The following is a 17,489-nucleotide window of genomic DNA, read 5'->3' on the forward strand; positions in this document are numbered from 1 at the left end:
GGGGTGTCATCAAACATCAATAGGTTTTGGCCGCGAGAGCAGAGCACGTTTTGGGCGTTATTGGCGCTAGTAACAACCGATGGTTGCGTGTCGTTAAGGGCAAACCCTAGCAGGTAACTTTGGTCAGGGTCGTTGTTCATGCAACCGATGAGCACATTACTGTCTGGCAGCAGTGGAAAGTGTAACCCTGTCGGTTGCTTTTGACCGCGACAGGCATATTGTGTGAGGCGCTTTACTGATTCAGTCACCTGACTATCAAAATGTACTTGCGTGGCATATTGCCCTTGGGTATCTAGATGAGGATTGGCCTTTGACCCCGACAGCGAGCGCACTGTAGCGGTAAACACCATCGGTTTAGGGCTATGCTCTGGGGGCGCGATACGTATTGGCTCACCCCGTGGCACACACACCGACTCGCTATGATATGCAACTTGCTTAGGGTCATTGGCGCTGCCTTGCTTATACACCTGTTTACTGCGGATACAAGTATAATCGCCACCTTTCGCTGTGCCCAATTTACCATTTAACGAAAACGAATAACCGGCATTGGCTTCGGCTACGTTTCCTACCAGCGTGACTTCATTTTTACCTTGTTGATAGGCAAGCTCAAGATTGCCGGTGCGCTCAAATTGCTCAGCAGGATTTTGTGCGGCAGGCTCAAAATAGCTGCGCTGCGCCGAGCTGACTGAGGTTGGTGGATGGGCATTCATATGCACTTGTGAGCCACCCATTTTAAAACGATGGCGGCTTTGGCACTGCGTAAACCCAACAAAGCCGGTTTCATGTTCGTGAACTAGGCCATCTTTATCCGTTACCGACAGCAAGCCTCGTTCAATATAGGGGCTTGCAAGATTCCCCTCGGCAATCACTATCGACTCAATAAAATCATGGCATTCAAACCAATAAATTAAGCCGTACTTTGCTAAGAGTCGCGTGAAAAAGGTGTAGTCGTTTTCTAGCGCTTGTACGCACTGCGGTAGCGTGGGTAAATCTTTAGTGACTCGCCATTTTATCCGGTCTTGTGAATAGCCGGCTTTTTGTATCAACTTATTAAGGACAGACTGGACATTGGCTTGTACAAAGATTTGGCTTTTTTCTGTTTGCTTAAGTAACTCAAAGCGAGGCTTTAAGACCACCTCTGCACCACAGGTGTGCTCAGACACAAAACCAGATTGGATATCAAACAAAGTCCCAGTGAAATACGTCGATATTGCATCTGGTGACTCAATTTCAAACGTGAGCATATTGCCAACAAGTAATTCATCAGCAAGGTCAAATTGGGATTCTAGGTTCGCTTTGAGTAAAAAGCCGCTATTGATACAGGTCGTGAGTTCAAAATCGACGACATGTACAGGATGGTTAGTACCATACACCACAATCCTTGTTTGCATTTTTTATGTCCACTGTTGTTGGTTAAAGCTGTTCCACCAATACGCGGTACTACTTCCTAGTGTGCTGCGATTGGTTTTTATTTGCGCGCTATTGTTACATAAAAGACAAGCATTTTTAACCCATTTTTTTATTCAGCATTCGAATGTTTATCTTTTGGCATGCCAGACTGCTTTTAAATCTCAAGCCAAATGAAACGGTGTCAGCTTGCCCTCCTCGGCAGATATCAAAGCGCATCCATGCGCTTCTCGTTCATTCTTTTGAAGCGACGCAATCGAGCGAACCAAGAAAACGTCGCCCCAGCATCACACTTAATCCTCAAACCCTAAGCCGACATAGTGCAACCGTCTTGTAAGGCACGTCCATGATGCCAGACAAGACTTGGCCGACATCCTGTCGGCACATTGCATATCGACTTATGCTTTTCGGGTGTGATGGAGGGGGAAATAAGTTGTCTGTTAGCTGTCCACAAAGCCATCAGAAACATAGTTGCTTGCAAGCACCACAAGAATTTATCAGCGCCTTGTGTCTCCCTCATCACACCCGAAAGTAAATTGCTAATGAGTCATTTCAACGCATGGATGCGTGAAAAACGGTGACAGGGCAAAGGATAGCCCTTACACCGCGGCGACGTTCATATTGGCAGTTTACTTGAGGAGTCAGTGTGATGTTGGGAGTGCACTTTCTTTTGCGCAGCGGTTCTTTGGGCATCAAAGAAAAGTAAGTCGTAGCCCACGGATGGGCGTCGAAAACTGTCAGGACGACGGACTGACTTAACTCATAGTCTCGAGTGATTGGAGAAATCACCCTCCATGGTACGTCTCATAGCACATATTATTTCGGCACACCTAGCAAATATAACAGTTGTAACAAAGATCCTTCACAAATAGCAGCGTCGGCATTTTCTACCACTTTTGGCTTACCATGGATTGCCACACCTAGCTGGGCTTTTGCCATCATCACTAAATCATTTGCGCCATCACCAATGGCAACGGTTTGAGTCATTGGGATAGCATACTGGTTTGCGAGTTGACCTAGCACTTCTGCCTTTTTGTCAGCATCTACGATATCTCCTAGCACTTTGCCTGTGAGCTGCGCGTTTTCGACCTCAAGGGTGTTGGCAAATACAGCGTCTAGTTGGAGTGGCTCTATCAATGATTCTGCAAACCATGTAAAGCCACCCGAGGCGATGGCAAGGTGCCAGTGATGCTGCTTGAGCGCCTGACACAACAGTTCTATGCCGGGCATTAGCGGTAAGTTGTCTTTTAATGATTGAATTTGTGATAATGGTACGCCAGTCAGTGACGCAACGCGGCGATGTAGGCTTTCAGAAAAAGAAAGTGCCCCCGCCATCGCCTGTGCGGTGACAGAAGCCACTTCATCATACCGGTCGGCCAATCGAGCAATTTCGTCAATACATTCAATTTGAATTGCGGTGGAGTCCATATCCATCACAAGTAGCCCCGGTTCTTCTAAAGTAGGTGCTTGCGTTATCATCGCACCTTGCGCATTAATGCTTTTTGCAAAATCTCTTACTTCAGCCTTGCTCGGCAGTTGCGATGCGTTAAAACGCATACCCAATGCAACTGGGAGCTGTTCATGAGGTTGATATGCCGTAAAATAAGTTTGCTCGATAGCAAATGTTCGAAGAAATTTCTCAACTTCCAGAAGGTGTTGCAATTGTATATTTGGGCCAAAAAAGCATATTGATTGGGTCGTCAGCTCAGGTAATTGATTTACTTGTGTGAGGCTTGTGTTACCTTGGCAACTATACCAATGATCCAGCGCCATATGTTCCTGAATTGGTGTGTTTAGTTCACGATTAGCGAATTGAATGATTGACGACATAAGTTGCTCCTTGATAGCGTTAAGCCGATTTTTAACATGATTGCGCTAAGCTGTCAGCACTGGACCTTAGCAAAAGCGGGCAATATGCGATAAATATGAAAAATTTACATGTATTAGAAGTGTTAAACTCGACCAGAGGGCGTAGATTATTTCGCTTATGTATTGCTGCAGCTTGCCTGATCATGGTGACTTGGCTTGCGTTTAATACCAGTTTTGAATCTCATCGCTTGCTCCATAATGGCGCAGACCTTACCGCAAGGAGCCTCACCAAGCAGCTCGCAAAAAATGTGGCATTGCCCCTTTCTCGTACTGATACGCCAAGGCTCAGCGCTCTGGCAAATCACCTCGCTAGCGATGACTTTGTACTTCAAGTTGCGATTTATGATTATCAAGGGCGATTTGTTGTTGGTAACGACGGAAATTCCTCACCCACGGATTACCAGCAGCTACCTCAAACCTTACCAGGACTTAGTAAGACCAAGAGCATTATTTCTGAACCCGTTTATACGCCGATGGGACAGCCTCTTGGGTTCGTCAATATGGTCTATTTGACAGAAGCTGCCATGTCGCAAAGCCACTCTCATTTCCATGAACTTGGGCGAGTCGTTTTGCTGATGCTGGTGATCACTATGGTATTCACATGGCAAATAGGACGGGCATTAAAACGCTGGGAAGTAAAACGTAAAATTCGCAAGAAAGTAAAAATGCTACCAGCGCCTGAAAATGTTACTCATTAGATGAAACCAAGTTCCCACTGTCTCTATTGTAAATATTTTGATAATATAATTATTAGTTTATATAAGAACGATAAATGATAAAGGACATGACTAGTAAACTTTTTATAATCCCAAAACCGAACCCAAACGCTAAGGTGCGGCTATTTTGCTTCCCTTATGCTGGCGGCTCACCAGCTATATTTACACCGTGGAGCGATAAAGCAAGTGAATATGTTGAACTTGTTTTTGTTCAGCTACCTGGAAGAGGTGCAAGACTTATTGAGCCTGCAATTGATAATATGCCAGATGTTATTGCAGAGCTTATGTGCCATAGTGACTACATTACGAGTAAACCTTTTGCTTTTTTTGGGCACAGTTTAGGTAGCCGCATTTCATATGAGCTTGCTTTTCAATTACTGGACGCAGGCTTACCAACACCGCAAAAAATATTTGCTTCAGCAAGTCGAGCGCCACACTGCATATCAACTAAGTCTCATTTACATGGCTTACCGCACGATGAATTTATTGCTGAGCTTCGTGACTTAAATGGTACGCCAAAAGAAATCCTCGAAAATAAAGAGCTTATGGAGCTATTACTCCCGTTGCTCCGAGCTGATTTTAAAATAGCTGATACCTATGTAGCAGAACAGTGTGCATTACCCATCCCCATCCATGTTTTCCATGGCGTTGATGATGAGATCTTGAATGAACATGTTATTGCGTGGCAAGAGCTAACGGCACAGCCATATCAGCTTACCGAATTTGCTGGTGGGCACTTTTTTATTCACCAATACGCTGATGAGATGATCTCCATTATTAATCAGCAATTGGCTTAAGTAGCTTTGGAGCTATGCCGGGAAAGTGTAAAGCTCACCGGGTGAACCGGCTCCTACACCTGCTTTTCTATTGTTGGTAAGTATGGTTTTATATCGTGGTAAAAGCGTAAAGATCGCCGGGTGAACCGGCTCCTACACCTGCTTTTCTATTGCTGGTAGGTATATTTTATATCGCGGCAAAAAGCATCAAGATCGCTGGGTAAGCCGGCATCTACTTTATAAGGTGAACAGCAATGCTACACATCCAAAATAAGCGAGGAGAGAATACGATTTAACTGAGGTTGGTTAAACTCACCACTTATCTGATAGATAACATCGCTTCCCTTTCTATTAATGTAAACCCTATCGTAGTCTTGATTTTCTCCCATAACGACAAAAGCAAAAATATCGCCGTTTTGGTACACACTCATCGGATTGTTTTCGTCTATGTCAAAAGCCGAGCGAAGCTTTGCTATGTTTTTTACTTTAGGATCTGAATGATACAGGGCATGAAAAAATTCGTTTACGCTCATATTCAACTTTTTATGCATATCACCAAGTGAGATTTCCGGTGGATTTAACGCAATTGCCAACTCATTTTGATCTTGGCTAGTTACAACCGCAGTTTGGTTACTTAGCCCTAAAAAGTTAATTTTTGATAGTGTCGTGCTATCTACACAATAAACAAGATCAACAACTCTGATATGAATCTTATTACTACAAGATAAGCTTGGAAAAGGGTTCACTTTTTGTGACGCAATTACCAAGTTCGATGTGAATACTAACGCGGCAAGTAAAATTATTTTAAACATAACAACTCAATCCCTGTTGTGATTAATTCTAGTTTTGTTTTGCTCTGTAACTGTTAGTGATTTCTTTAGTTCAGTCCGAAATTAACCCCGTACAAATGAAAACCTCTTAATAGTATGATTGAGCTTTTTTGTCCTAAACATTTGAGGTGTGAAATGAAGTGTACAAGCATTAACCAGAAGTGAACAATGCCCTAGAGCGAGGAATGAGATTACTGGTCTATATCGCGTTTAATGCTTAAAGATCGCCGGGTGAACCGGCTCCTACACCTGCTTTTCTATTGCTGGTAGGTATGGTTTTATATCGCGGTAAAAGCATAAAGATCGCCGGGTGAACCGGCTCCTACACCTGCTTTTCTATTGCTGGTAGGTATGGTTTTATATCGTGGTAAAAGCATCAAGATAGCTGGGTGAACTGGCTCCTACACCTACTTTTCTATTGCTGGTAGGTATGGTTTTATATCGCGGTAAAAGCATAAAGATCGCCGGGTGAACCGACTCCTACACGGGTTATTTATTTCTGGTAAGTATGGTTTTATATCCCATTTGTAATATTGACGCGTAGGTCGAGATTTATCTCGACATCATCAATTTAACCTAAGCCAAACAACTGCGTGGTATTTCGATAAAGCGCTGCGGCAAGCTCGCTCGGTGTTTCGCTTCGATATTCACAAAGTCTGTCAAATACTTGGACGACTCGCTTAGGGGAATTCGGCTTCCCCTGATAACCATGTAACGGCATCGACGGCGCATCAGTTTCCAACACTAGGCTTTCAAGCGGCAGCTGTGATATTACCTGCGCTGTTTTTTCGCCTCTTGGATAGGTGATTGTGCCACCTACTCCGAGTGTAAAACCCTGAGCAATATAATATTCAGCCTGCTGTTTTGAACCTGAAAAGGCGTGGATCACCCCGCCATACTGTGGCTTAACACGTTTAAACGCGGCGGCAATTAGGTGATGACTTTTACGGTGATGGACGATTAGCGGGAGCTTTACCTGATTACTCAGTGCGATATGCGCTTCAAACAGTGCAATTTGTCGCTCCAGCGCATCGCAGGTTGTATCGATGCCGCACTCTCCTATCGCACACAGTTGGGTACGATTGTGTATTACATGCTCGACCAACACGGTCATATCGTCACCGCGGTGTTCGCCAATAAAATAAGGGTGTAACCCCGCGGCGATTTCACATTGTGGATGATGTGCTTGAAACTCAACAAGCTGTTGAGACTGCTTAAGGGTTACGCCAGGCACCACAAAACGCTCAACACCAGCGCAATGAGCAGCTTTGATATGCATAGCTAAGTCATCTGCCAACTCGTCAAAATCGAGATGACAGTGACTATCTATAAAGGCGAATTTATGGGTTGAGCCGCTCAATTTCCCAACTGCCATCGGCTTGCTTCACATACATAAAGCGATCATGAAGGCGGTGCTCTCCACCTTGCCAAAACTCAACTTTAGTGGGCTCAACACAATAACCGCCCCAAAAATCAGGTAGTGGGATTTCGCCTTTAGCGAACTTGTCTTTCATGCTACTAAAGGTTTGCATCAAGGCTTGACGAGATGACACTGGGCGCGATTGCTGAGATGCCCACGCTGCAAGCTGACTTTCTTTTGGTCTTGATAAGAAGTACTTGGCAACGCGACTAGTTGGTAATGGAACAGCTTCACCGTACACGATAACCTGACGCTCAATTTCATGCCACGGGAAGTGTAAGCATATCTTGTTGTTTTGCTTTAATTCTTGCGCTTTGCGTGAACCGGTATTGGTAAAGAAGACAAAACCGTGCTCGTCTACATGCTTGAGTAAAACAATGCGTTGAGACGGCTGACCGTGCTCGTCAACCGTAGCGACGACCATCGCTGTTGGGTCGGTAAACTTGGCATCAATCGCCTGCTGGAGCCAGGTTTCAAACTGCTCAACGGGTGTGTCTTTTAGCATTTCACGACGTAAACCGTCTTTGGTATATTCTCTGCGAATGTCTTCAAGTTTCATCACAATATCCTTAACAAAAAAAGCCGCTATAAAGCGGCTTCTAGTATACCTTAATGCAAGTTAAAACTAACTCACATTTGCTCCATCACTTCGATACCAAGCAAATCTAGGCCGGTTTTCAGTGAGTTAGCAACTAGATTACATAGCACTAGACGACTTTCACGGACGTCTGCAGCTACATCATCTTTCAAAATTGGGCACGCTTCATAGAATGTCATATACAAGCTCGCAAGCTCATATAAATAACTACATAATACGTGTGGCGTTGCTTCGCTGATCATCAGATCAAGCACTTCTTCCAGTTGCAGCAGTTTAAGCGCAAGTGCCTTTTCCTGTGGTGCTTGAATTTGAATGCGACCAGTTAGGCTAGCGCTATCCATGTTTGCCTTGCGGAAAATACTACGAACACGGGTATAGGCGTACTGCAAATATGGCGCTGTCGCTCCTTCAAAGCTCAGCATCGTATCCCAGTTAAAGATATAATCGCTGGTTCTGTGCTTTGACAGATCGGCGTACTTCACCGCACCAATACCCACTTTACGCGCGATTTCTTGGCGAGCTTCATCAGATAGATCAGAGGCTCTGTCAGCGAGCTTTTCTGTCGCACGGCTCACTGCTTCGTCAAGTAAGTCTGATAGCTTCACCGTGCCGCCAGTACGAGTTTTAAACGGTTTGCCGTCGTTACCCATCATAGTACCAAACAGGCTCGGCTCGTAGCTGGTTTTGTCTTTTAAAAGACCCGCTTTACGTGCTGTGATCTCAACTTGGTTGAAGTGTAAGCCCTGACGCGCATCAACAAAAATTAGGATACGGTCAACATCTAGCTCATTTGAGCGGTAATCACAGGCTGCTAAATCAGTCGTCGAATATAAGAAACCACCACCTGATTTTTGCACGATAAATACGGAAGGTTCACCGTCTTTGTTTGCCAATTCGTCAAGGAATACAACTTGAGCGCCCTGATCTTCAACCGCAATGCCTTGCTCTTTTAGCAGCTCAATTACACCGGCAAGACGGTCGTTGTAAGCACTTTCTGCCATGATATCGTCACGCGTAAGCGTCACGTTTAGCTTGCCGTATACTTCTTCAGAGTGTTTAACTGAGGTATCGATAAACATTTGCCATAGCTTCTGACAATGCGCATCACCACCTTGTAGTTTTACGACGTAATCACGGGCTTTATCGGCAAAACCGGCTTCGTCATCAAAGCGCTTTTTGGCATCGCGATAAAAGCTTTCCAGATCCGCAAGTGCGACGTTTTCAAGGTCAACACCTTGGTTCAGCAAATCTTCTAGGTGTGCTATCAACATACCAAACTGGGTACCCCAGTCGCCCATGTGGTTTTGGCGAATAACAGTGTCACCACGGAACTCAAGGGCACGCACAACGGCATCACCAATGATAGTTGAGCGCAGGTGACCTACGTGCATCTCTTTAGCAAGGTTTGGCGAAGAAAAGTCGACCACAACTTTGTGAGGCGTAGCATGTTCAGCAACACCTAGCTTGGCATCCGTATTTGCCGCTTCTAGGCTTGTGGCTAAAAACTCAGGCTTGAGGTGAATATTAATAAAACCTGGGCCTGCGATTTCTGTTTTTTCTGCAAGATCAGCAACGTCTAGGTTGTCGATGATCTTCTGCGCCAGCTCTCTTGGATTGGTTTTTAGTGCTTTGGCAGCCCCCATCGCACCGTTAATTTGGTAATCACCAAACTGAGGACGCGTGCTTTGTGTTACCGCTGGGTTTGTACCTTCAGGGATACCAGCCGCTTGCATCGCTGCATTGGCTTTTTCAATTAAAATACTTTTGATGTTCATCTGTTTTCCTTTAATGCGCAGCGATTAGTGTTCACGAGTTTCATGGAACTTCACGTCAGGGTAACGCTCCATTGATAGATTTAGGTTTACGCGGCTTGGTGCGATGTAAGTTAGGTTATCACCACCATCCAACGCCAAGTTTTGCTCACACTTGCGGCGGAACTCTGCCATTTTCTTATCGTCATCACAGCTTACCCAGCGCGCAGTTTGAACCGTTACGCTCTCGTAAATCGCATCTACGTTGTATTCAGACTTTAAACGTGCCACAACCACATCAAACTGCAGCACCCCAACCGCACCTACAATCAGGTCGTTATTGATAAGTGGTCTAAATACCTGTACCGCACCTTCTTCAGAAAGCTGTACCAAACCTTTTAGGAGCTGCTTTTGCTTAAGTGGATCTCTTAGACGAATGCGACGGAATAGCTCAGGTGCAAAGTTTGGAATACCGCTAAATTTAAGCGTTTCTCCTTGTGTGAAGGTATCACCTATTTGAATCGTACCGTGGTTATGTAGACCGATAATATCACCCGCGAAGGCCTCTTGAGCACGCTCACGGTCACCCGCCATAAAGGTTACCGCATCCGCAATGCTGACTTGTTTACCAAGACGCACGTGGTTCATCTTCATGCCTTGGCTATATTTACCAGATACAATACGCATAAAGGCGATACGGTCGCGGTGTTTTGGATCCATGTTTGCTTGGATTTTAAACACGAAACCTGAGAACTTTTCTTCGTCGGCTTTTACTTCGCGCTCATCAGTTTGACGCGGCAGTGGCGTTGGTGCCCACTCGGTTAACCCGTCAAGCATGTGGTCAACACCGAAGTTACCAAGTGCCGTACCAAAAAACACAGGCGTTAATTCGCCAGTTAAAAATAATTCACGGTCAAACTCGTGAGAGGCACCCATTACTAACTCAAGCTCTTCACGAAGTTGTTCCGCAAGACTTTCGCCCACAGCGGCGTCAAGCTCGCTGTTATCTAGCCCTTTGATCACGCGTTTGTCTTGGATCGTATGACCTTGACCTGTTTGGTACAAAATCGTTTCATCACGGTGAATGTGATAAACACCTTTAAATTCTTTACCACAGCCAATTGGCCAAGTAACCGGCGCACACATGATATTCAGTTCGGTTTCTACTTCATCAAGTAGCTCCATTGGGTCACGAATATCACGGTCCAATTTGTTCATAAAGGTAACGATTGGCGTGTCGCGTAAACGCGTTACTTCCATCAGTTTGCGGGTACGGTCTTCTACACCTTTTGCCGCATCGATTACCATCAAGCACGAGTCAACAGCGGTAAGCGTTCGATAAGTATCTTCAGAGAAGTCTTCGTGTCCCGGAGTATCTAGTAGGTTTACCAAGGCATCATTGTATGGAAACTGCATCACAGAAGTGGTTACCGAGATACCACGTTCTTTTTCCATTTCCATCCAGTCAGATTTGGCGTGTTGGTTTGAGCCACGGCCTTTAACCGTACCGGCTTTTTGTAACGCCTTTCCGAATAAAAGTACTTTTTCGGTGATGGTGGTTTTACCCGCATCCGGGTGTGAAATGATCGCGAAAGTACGTCTGCGCGACACTTCCTGCGGAATACTCATATTTGACATTGAAATTCTACTTATGGCATTGGCAACCGAACCAAAACTCGGCCACGCTAAATTCGAACAAAGATTGCTATATTCTCTCCGATCTTGGCCATTTTAACAACTTGATGACGGTAATTTTCGCAGCTAAATAGCAGATGTTATTTAGCCATTGCGGTAGTTGATGAAAGGTGGGCTGTGATGGCTAGTTTATTAGTCCAGCTTTTTACGTAAAATCGCCATTGTTCACCAAAGAGCATGCCTTGTCAGGAACTGTGTCGCCTATATGCTTTAGGTCACATCGAGCATTCAGCTCAGTTTTTGCTGATACATGTGTTTATCTGCCCGAGAAAATAAACTAGCCATGCTTTCAAACTTATTTTCACACTTGGCAAATCCCGCTGAAAAACCACACTTGGGGAGCTTTTTCTGTTTTAACGCTTGATAGAAATTAGCCTCACTTTGAAAAATAAAGTCGTTGACGGCTTTCTCATCATGTCGCTGTACAATAGCCAGAAACTCATCGCCACCATAGCGCCCAATAATATCATCTTCGCCGCTTGCAGCCTTCAAGGCTTCAGCCAAACTTTGTAACACCTGATCACCAACTTCATGACCATAGCTGTCATTTATTGGTTTAAAACCATCTAGATCAAGAAAAATACAGTAAAGCGCACCACCCAGCTTTAAGGCAATATCGCGCTTATGTTCACCGAGTATTTCAGTTGCGCGACGATTTAATACTTCAGTCAATGGGTCTTGCATCGCAATCGCTTTGATTTTGCTATAGCGCTCAATCATCACCAAATCGTCTTCTAGCATATCGCGTAAATGCTCTATAAATTCGACCAACGGAGCGCCGTAATTCGTGGGTTTAAAGTCCATCACACACAAAGTACCAAACGACTTTCCATTGGGCCAATGGATAGGTACACCCAAATAAGACTCAAAGCCGTCATTGGCAACCTCAGGGTTATCGTCCCATTGATAATTTACACTGGCGTGCTGCTCATATAGGTTACGGTTATTAGCGAGAACATGCTTACAAAAAATATTGGTTTCTTGCGGTATAAAACCACCAGCAGGATACGGGTTTTCTTCTTGGTCACTTGCAATCATCACTGCAAAGCCATCTTCTTTCTTTTGCACCACAAACGCAGCAGGCGCCGAAAAAATCTTCGCCATCAAATCAACTGTTTTTTGCCACTTTAATAATGTTTGTTGTGAGGCTTCTGGTTTGAGCAAGTCTGCATACGGCACGGTAATACCATTTAATTCAATTACATTTTATCTAAACAGTATAGCGGACAGCTGAAGAGTGGATGAATTATTGTTTCAAAGGAAAACGGTGTGGGCAACACGCTGACTGGTGCGTCAGCGTGCATTGGGAGGTTACGGCTTTAATGCTACTTTTCTATCGTTGTAATAGGCAATCAAATCATCAACAGTTTGCTGACAATACCCACGGATCCCAGAAACTAACATGTGCTTTTCACCATAACCGACTTTAGTGCCGTTCGACAGCAAGTTAAAACGCAGGTTGATTTTGCCACGTTTGCCTTCATAGCTAAACTCAGGTTTAGCCGCTTCCAATGTTACTTCCGTTACCGAGATATCATCCATATGAATAGACATAGATTCGTATATCACCATTGGCCTTGCTGGGTTTATCATTACCTCTTGCTCACCCATCAATGGGATGATCACATGAGGAAAGGTGGTGCCTGAAAATTCAACGTAATTTCTCGTCAAACTATTGATGAGCGTCGGGCAAGTGCTGGTTTCGCCAGTGCGCGATACAGACAACATCACTTTATCATTTGCGGTAATATCAAATTGTGCAGCACCTTCTGGCAATGTGAGCGTTGTTGTTTCATCAACCATGCCCACAAAGCTAAACTCCATATTCTCGCTTAAGCCGTAGTGCTTTAACACTAAGGAGAAAAGTAGATCACCCGGTACACAAAACTTCTTTGCATCGATGTCGTGCAATGGGTTGTAGTCGTCCGCGACTCCTTTTGCAAATAAACTCCCCTGTTCTCTGGTAATGGTGATCTCATTTGCTTGTTGTTGATAATACGGCTCTAACATCGCTACTTTTCTCTAACCTCTAAGATAAAACTGCGCCATGTTACCAGAAATTTCTGAAATAGAGGTCATATCTGTTACGATAATCTGTTAACAAATATTACATTGGCCGGATTTGATGCTGATGGTTAGCGAGGTTATTGAAAACAATACCTCGCTAACCTCTGTTTAGAGTTAAGTTACATTAACCCTTGTAATGGCTCAGCGCCCCACGTAAAGAGTAACAAAGCAGAAAGCGCAATAAAGATAAGGTATGCAACAACCCCCGATTTCATGACAGGCGTGCTCACCGCATTTTCTTGCTTACCAGTTACTAACGTCTTTACTAGGTTTTGACCTTTTAAGCGATACACTACAATCGCAAATATATGTAGTGCAATGGCCGCAATTAACAGCTCAATATTGGTGTGATGTATATCGCCAGCTAATTCAACTAAGTCGTAAGATACATATTGTGCAAGCGGCCCTTCCACCAAAATATCATCGGTTGTCATCAAGCCAGAAACGAGCTGGACAATGATCAGTACAAAAAATAGCAGCACCATCAAACTTCCCGCAGGGTTATGTCCTACATGGCTTTGTTTTGATTTAATGGCCGATAAAATCGCTTTAGGTGAATGAAATAACGCACTTAATTTAGCGGTTTGGCTACCAATGACACCCCAAATTAATCGCGCAGCCATCAGTGCCAACAATAAATAGCCAGTAACAAAGTGAAGATCCATCATGCCTTCTTCACCGGTAATATATAAGGTTACTAGTCCTGCTACGAGCAGCCAGTGAAACCCGCGGATAAATCCATCCCACACTTTGGTCATCGTTTATTTGCCCCATAGGTAAAAATCATTGCAATGATGACAGGTTATGAAACTCAGCACAAAGAGTTAAGGTTAAATAACCGCTTATCTTGATTTGGCACCGAGTTTTAAATGCTAATTAAGCACAATGTTCTATAGTAAACTGGTGTTTGCTTTGCTGGATTGGAGCGATAATGAAATATTTACTGCTAATGCTGCTGTTGTTTGGTGCGTGCTGCAACGCAAAAATATTGCTGATCTCGAATGAACCAGCCGATGAGCAAAGACTTTTTACCAAAAAAGCCCATAGTTTAGAGTCAGATACCAACAACTTGCTGTTAAACCAGTTTGGCCGAGATTACTTTGACTTTACCATTGTCACCCCAACCAAACTTAATCAATTGCTCGCAAGTGAAGAGCCCGTGTGCGCGGTGTCTCGCCTAAAAACCCCAAGTCGCCAGCAAGCCTTTTTGTTTACCATCCCCATCCACCTATATCCAAGCCATAGATTATATTACTTCAAACAACACACTCCGATGGATGCCAGCCTTGTGAACGCCACCGGTAAACTGAAGTCGCTTGCAAGTTTAATGGCTTATTATCCACAGGCCACCATCATCAAAGAGGTCGGCAAATCTTATGGCAATACCATTGACTCCGCATTAGCGCTACTTGAACCCAAAAATGTTGCTATTAGACCGTATAAAACCTCAGCACAAACCATTATGGAGCAGTTTAGTGCAGGTAAGGTAGACTTTATATTGGCCTACCCCGCTATTTTTCAGCAGAGCTTTCCAAAGGACAGGGCACATCTAGTGGGCTCCTTACCAATAGCAAATAACCTGCCGCATCTCGAAGGCCACATTGCTTGTAGCCATACCCAAGAAACACAAGCATTTATCGAAAAGGCCAATCAGATGATCCGTGCGCTGTATTCCACAAGTACCTACTTAACCACACACTTAAAATATCTCCCCAAGCAAGATCACGCATTGATCACCAGACGACTTGCGATGTTAAGCGCCAAATATCAACGTACTCCTGCAAAATAATTTCCACTGCTGTTGCACAAGGGCCATACTTAGTCTAAATTAAATCGTACACGATTAAATCATAAAAGACTAAAAATGACGACACTCTATCAGTTTGAAGCAAACACATTACAAGGTCAGGCATATCACTTTACCGACTTACAAGGCAAAACTGTGCTTATTGTTAACACGGCCAGTGAGTGTGGATTAACACCACAATATGAAGGACTCCAAGAGCTACACCAAAAATACGCAGATCAGGGGCTTGTGATCATCGGCTTTCCCTGTAACCAGTTTGGCAAGCAAGAACCTGGCGATGCAAAACAAATTAAAGAAGGCTGCTTAATCAATTATGGTGTTGATTTTCAGATGATGGAAAAGATTGAGGTTAATGGCGATAAAGCCCACCCACTGTATCAATACCTGAAGTCCGCGCTTCCCGGGCTATTTGGTAATAAAATCAAATGGAACTTTACTAAGTTTTTGTTTAACCAGCAGGGTGAACCCGTTAAGCGCTATGCCCCAATCACCAAGCCTGAACAAATCGCCAAAGATATTGAAAAGTTACTAAATGAGTCAATCTAATCCGCAGCTCAATCTCGATAACCAGATCTGTTTTCGGCTATATAGTGCATCAAGACAGGTTACACGACTTTATCAGCCGTTACTCAAAGAGGTTGGGCTCACGTATCCGCAATACATAGTGTTATTGATTTTATGGGAGCAAGACGGACAGCTTGTGAAAGAAATAGGCGAGCGAGCTGAACTCAATAGCAACACCCTAACACCGCTCCTTAAGCGCTTAGCAGAGCGTGGCCTCGTTACCCGTAGCAAAAACCCTGATGATGAACGGCAAACCTTCATTCACTTAACTGAAGCTGGTAAAGCTCTTGAGCAATCATGCGCTTGTATCCCAGCACAAATGATGGCAAAAGCGGGCTTAAGTATGGAGCAAATTCAACTGTTAAAGCAATCTCTTGATGTATTGATGGCGTAAGGAAAGCGGTAAACACGATACATTTCAGACAATAAAAAAGCCGCTACATCAGCGGCTTTTGCAATACGGTCTCGCAATTATGCAATAGACGGGTACTCACGGTATGCTTTTTCAAGCTTTTTCGCTTGCTTTTTAGATACACCAATATGCTCTAGTGCCACTCTTAAACGCGCACGAGAAAGGTCTGAACCTAACACTTCCATCGCATCCACTACTGAAGTCGATGAGGTTTTGCCTGTAATAGCAACGAAGATAGGCTCTAAGAACTCTTTGATCTTTAACTCATGGTGTGTCGCCACAGCCTTTGCAATAGAGAAGATCTCAGACTTGTTCCACGTACGCAGCTTTTCTAATTCCCAAATAAAGAATTGCAGTGCCTGACGAACCACTTCTTCGTCCGCTTTACCAGCCGTTAATAACGCTGGATCGTATTCAGGTAAGCCCGCCACAAAGTGGCCTGCTAGCCCCACCAAATCAGATAGCGTGTTGATACGCGCCTTGGCTTCAGGAAGTACGCGAGCCAACATATCACCGTTAAACTTCCAGTCGACAAAGCGCTGGATAAGTTCTGCATCAGTTAGGTTTTCGCGGATCCACAGACCATTTAACCAGTTAAGCTTGTCAATATCAAAGATAGGTCCACCAAGTGATACGCGCTTCATATCAAAGTGTTCAATCATCTCAGCCAAAGTGAACTTTTCACGCTCATCCGGCATTGACCAACCCATACGACCTAAATAGTTAAGTAGTGCTTCTGGTAAGAAACCCATTTCTTTGTAGTAGTTAATTGAAGTTGGGTTTTTACGCTTTGACAGCTTAGATTTATCAGGGTTACGAAGTAGCGGTAAGTGACCAAGCACGGGCGCTTCCCAGCCGAAGTCTTCGTACAATTTTAGTAGTTTAGGCGCTGAGTTGATCCACTCTTCACCACGGAAGATATGGCTAATCTCCATGTGATGATCATCTACTACGTTTGCAAGGAAGTAAGTTGGGAAGCCGTCGGCTTTCAACAAAACTTGCATGTCTACGTTTTCCCATGGGATCTCAATTTCACCACGTAGGTAATCGTTAAACTTAAACGTGCCTTCTTCTGGGATTTTCATGCGAATAACGTAAGGCTTGCCTGCTTCAAGGTTTGCCTTCACTTCTTCTTCAGATAGACGTAAGCCACGGCCGTCGTATTTAGGACGTAAGCCCTCTGCCATCTGCTCTTCACGCATTTGGTCTAGCTCTTCAGCCGTTGCAAAGCAGTAAAACGCTTTACCATCATCTACAAGCTGCTGTGCAAACTTTTTATATAAGTCAGAACGCTCTGATTGACGGTATGGACCAAACTCGCCACCCACATCCGGACCGTGATCCCAGTCAAGACCTAACCAACGTAGGCTGTCCATGATAGCTTGCTCAGATTCAATAGTACTACGTACCTGATCGGTATCTTCAATTCGTAATACAAACTCACCACCTTGCTGCTTAGCAAAACAATAGTTGAATAAGGCAATATAAGCCGTTCCTAAATGCGGATCACCTGTTGGAGAGGGTGCGACACGAGTACGGATAGTCATCAAAATTCTCTTAAAAATGGATTAGTCGAT

16 protein-coding genes are annotated in these 17,489 nt (G+C 44.3%); 5 read left to right on the top strand and 11 right to left on the bottom strand.

Features of this window, described 5'->3' with window-relative positions; translation table 11 throughout:
* Window positions 1-1,391 (bottom strand): contractile injection system protein, VgrG/Pvc8 family (locus A587_RS24970; protein WP_269744816.1); only part of this gene is annotated, 1,391 nt, incomplete at its 3' end.
* 832 nt (window positions 1,392-2,223) lie between these two features.
* Window positions 2,224-3,237 carry a phosphoserine phosphatase SerB gene (gene serB / locus A587_RS0106840; RefSeq protein ID WP_017216971.1) on the bottom strand — a complete coding sequence of 338 codons (1,014 nt, stop codon included), beginning with the start codon at window positions 3,235-3,237 and terminating at the stop codon, window positions 2,224-2,226.
* Window positions 3,238-3,332: 95 nt separating this feature from the next.
* Between serB and A587_RS0106845 the strand changes: the two genes are divergently transcribed.
* Together A587_RS0106845 and A587_RS0106850 are read left to right on the top strand one after the other, a co-directional pair.
* On the top strand, window positions 3,333-3,974 hold the full coding sequence (locus A587_RS0106845; RefSeq protein ID WP_017216972.1) for an AhpA/YtjB family protein: 642 nt from the start codon (window positions 3,333-3,335) through the stop codon (window positions 3,972-3,974).
* An 86-nt stretch (window positions 3,975-4,060) separates the two neighbouring features.
* A complete protein-coding gene (locus A587_RS0106850) occupies window positions 4,061-4,789 on the top strand; it encodes a thioesterase II family protein (protein ID WP_026000899.1) in 729 nt (242 codons plus the stop codon).
* 236 nt (window positions 4,790-5,025) lie between these two features.
* Here A587_RS0106850 and A587_RS0106855 read toward each other — a convergent pair whose 3' ends face one another.
* The 8 genes from A587_RS0106855 to A587_RS0106890 all read right to left on the bottom strand — a co-directional run bounded on the left by A587_RS0106855 (window position 5,026) and on the right by A587_RS0106890 (window position 13,887).
* Window positions 5,026-5,580, bottom strand: a complete 555-nt coding sequence (locus A587_RS0106855; RefSeq protein ID WP_017216974.1) for a hypothetical protein — start codon at window positions 5,578-5,580, stop codon at window positions 5,026-5,028.
* A 589-nt stretch (window positions 5,581-6,169) separates the two neighbouring features.
* Window positions 6,170-6,973: a TatD family hydrolase gene (locus A587_RS0106860; protein ID WP_017216975.1), complete on the bottom strand. Its 804-nt coding sequence runs from the start codon at window positions 6,971-6,973 to the stop codon at window positions 6,170-6,172.
* Window positions 6,939-7,580 carry a pyridoxamine 5'-phosphate oxidase gene (gene pdxH / locus A587_RS0106865; RefSeq protein WP_198285544.1) on the bottom strand — a complete coding sequence of 214 codons (642 nt, stop codon included), beginning with the start codon at window positions 7,578-7,580 and terminating at the stop codon, window positions 6,939-6,941. The genes A587_RS0106860 and pdxH overlap by 35 nt, the downstream gene beginning before the upstream one ends.
* 68 nt (window positions 7,581-7,648) lie before the next feature.
* Window positions 7,649-9,391 (bottom strand): arginine--tRNA ligase, encoded by a 1,743-nt coding sequence (argS, locus tag A587_RS0106870; protein ID WP_017216977.1) that lies wholly within the window; start codon window positions 9,389-9,391, stop codon window positions 7,649-7,651.
* A gap of 24 nt (window positions 9,392-9,415) precedes the next feature.
* Window positions 9,416-11,005: a peptide chain release factor 3 gene (gene prfC / locus A587_RS0106875; RefSeq protein ID WP_017216978.1), complete on the bottom strand. Its 1,590-nt coding sequence runs from the start codon at window positions 11,003-11,005 to the stop codon at window positions 9,416-9,418.
* Between the two features lie 285 nt (window positions 11,006-11,290).
* Entirely contained in the window at window positions 11,291-12,241 is a 951-nt protein-coding gene (locus A587_RS0106880; RefSeq protein WP_017216979.1) for a sensor domain-containing diguanylate cyclase, read from the bottom strand.
* Between the two features lie 132 nt (window positions 12,242-12,373).
* Complete coding sequence (locus A587_RS0106885) at window positions 12,374-13,072, bottom strand: DUF3581 family protein (RefSeq protein WP_017216980.1); 699 nt, start codon at window positions 13,070-13,072, stop codon at window positions 12,374-12,376.
* 176 nt (window positions 13,073-13,248) lie between these two features.
* Entirely contained in the window at window positions 13,249-13,887 is a 639-nt protein-coding gene (locus A587_RS0106890; RefSeq protein ID WP_017216981.1) for a cytochrome b/b6 domain-containing protein, read from the bottom strand.
* 173 nt (window positions 13,888-14,060) lie between these two features.
* On the opposite strand from A587_RS0106890, the gene A587_RS0106895 reads away from it, so the two are divergent.
* The 3 genes from A587_RS0106895 (at window position 14,061) to A587_RS0106905 (ending at window position 15,894) form a co-directional block, all read left to right on the top strand.
* Entirely contained in the window at window positions 14,061-14,918 is an 858-nt protein-coding gene (locus tag A587_RS0106895; RefSeq protein ID WP_017216982.1) for a transporter substrate-binding domain-containing protein, read from the top strand.
* Window positions 14,919-14,993: 75 nt separating this feature from the next.
* Window positions 14,994-15,482 (top strand): glutathione peroxidase, encoded by a 489-nt coding sequence (locus tag A587_RS0106900; RefSeq protein ID WP_017216983.1) that lies wholly within the window; start codon window positions 14,994-14,996, stop codon window positions 15,480-15,482.
* Window positions 15,469-15,894, top strand: a complete 426-nt coding sequence (locus A587_RS0106905; RefSeq protein WP_017216984.1) for a MarR family winged helix-turn-helix transcriptional regulator — start codon at window positions 15,469-15,471, stop codon at window positions 15,892-15,894. Before A587_RS0106900 ends, A587_RS0106905 begins: the two co-directional genes overlap by 14 nt.
* A 77-nt stretch (window positions 15,895-15,971) precedes the next feature.
* Here A587_RS0106905 and gltX read toward each other — a convergent pair whose 3' ends face one another.
* Window positions 15,972-17,459 (bottom strand): glutamate--tRNA ligase, encoded by a 1,488-nt coding sequence (gene gltX, locus A587_RS0106910; RefSeq protein WP_017216985.1) that lies wholly within the window; start codon window positions 17,457-17,459, stop codon window positions 15,972-15,974.
* Window positions 17,460-17,489 lie beyond the last annotated feature (30 nt).

It is taken from the genome of Pseudoalteromonas sp. NJ631 (assembly GCF_000276645.1).
GTDB classification, from domain to species: domain Bacteria; phylum Pseudomonadota; class Gammaproteobacteria; order Enterobacterales; family Alteromonadaceae; genus Pseudoalteromonas; species Pseudoalteromonas piscicida.

Coding starts and splice junctions, on each gene's coding strand:
- A587_RS0106895 (WP_017216982.1), top strand. CDS start 14,061: ATGAAATATTTACTGCTAATGCTGCTGTTGTTTGGTGCGTGCTGCAAC.
- argS (WP_017216977.1), bottom strand. CDS start 9,391: ATGAACATCAAAAGTATTTTAATTGAAAAAGCCAATGCAGCGATGCAA.
- A587_RS0106850 (WP_026000899.1), top strand. CDS start 4,061: ATGACTAGTAAACTTTTTATAATCCCAAAACCGAACCCAAACGCTAAG.
- A587_RS0106905 (WP_017216984.1), top strand. CDS start 15,469: ATGAGTCAATCTAATCCGCAGCTCAATCTCGATAACCAGATCTGTTTT.
- A587_RS0106885 (WP_017216980.1), bottom strand. CDS start 13,072: ATGTTAGAGCCGTATTATCAACAACAAGCAAATGAGATCACCATTACC.
- A587_RS0106900 (WP_017216983.1), top strand. CDS start 14,994: ATGACGACACTCTATCAGTTTGAAGCAAACACATTACAAGGTCAGGCA.
- A587_RS0106845 (WP_017216972.1), top strand. CDS start 3,333: ATGAAAAATTTACATGTATTAGAAGTGTTAAACTCGACCAGAGGGCGT.
- A587_RS0106890 (WP_017216981.1), bottom strand. CDS start 13,887: ATGACCAAAGTGTGGGATGGATTTATCCGCGGGTTTCACTGGCTGCTC.
- A587_RS0106860 (WP_017216975.1), bottom strand. CDS start 6,973: ATGGCAGTTGGGAAATTGAGCGGCTCAACCCATAAATTCGCCTTTATA.
- prfC (WP_017216978.1), bottom strand. CDS start 11,005: ATGTCAAATATGAGTATTCCGCAGGAAGTGTCGCGCAGACGTACTTTC.
- gltX (WP_017216985.1), bottom strand. CDS start 17,459: ATGACTATCCGTACTCGTGTCGCACCCTCTCCAACAGGTGATCCGCAT.
- serB (WP_017216971.1), bottom strand. CDS start 3,237: ATGTCGTCAATCATTCAATTCGCTAATCGTGAACTAAACACACCAATT.
- A587_RS0106855 (WP_017216974.1), bottom strand. CDS start 5,580: ATGTTTAAAATAATTTTACTTGCCGCGTTAGTATTCACATCGAACTTG.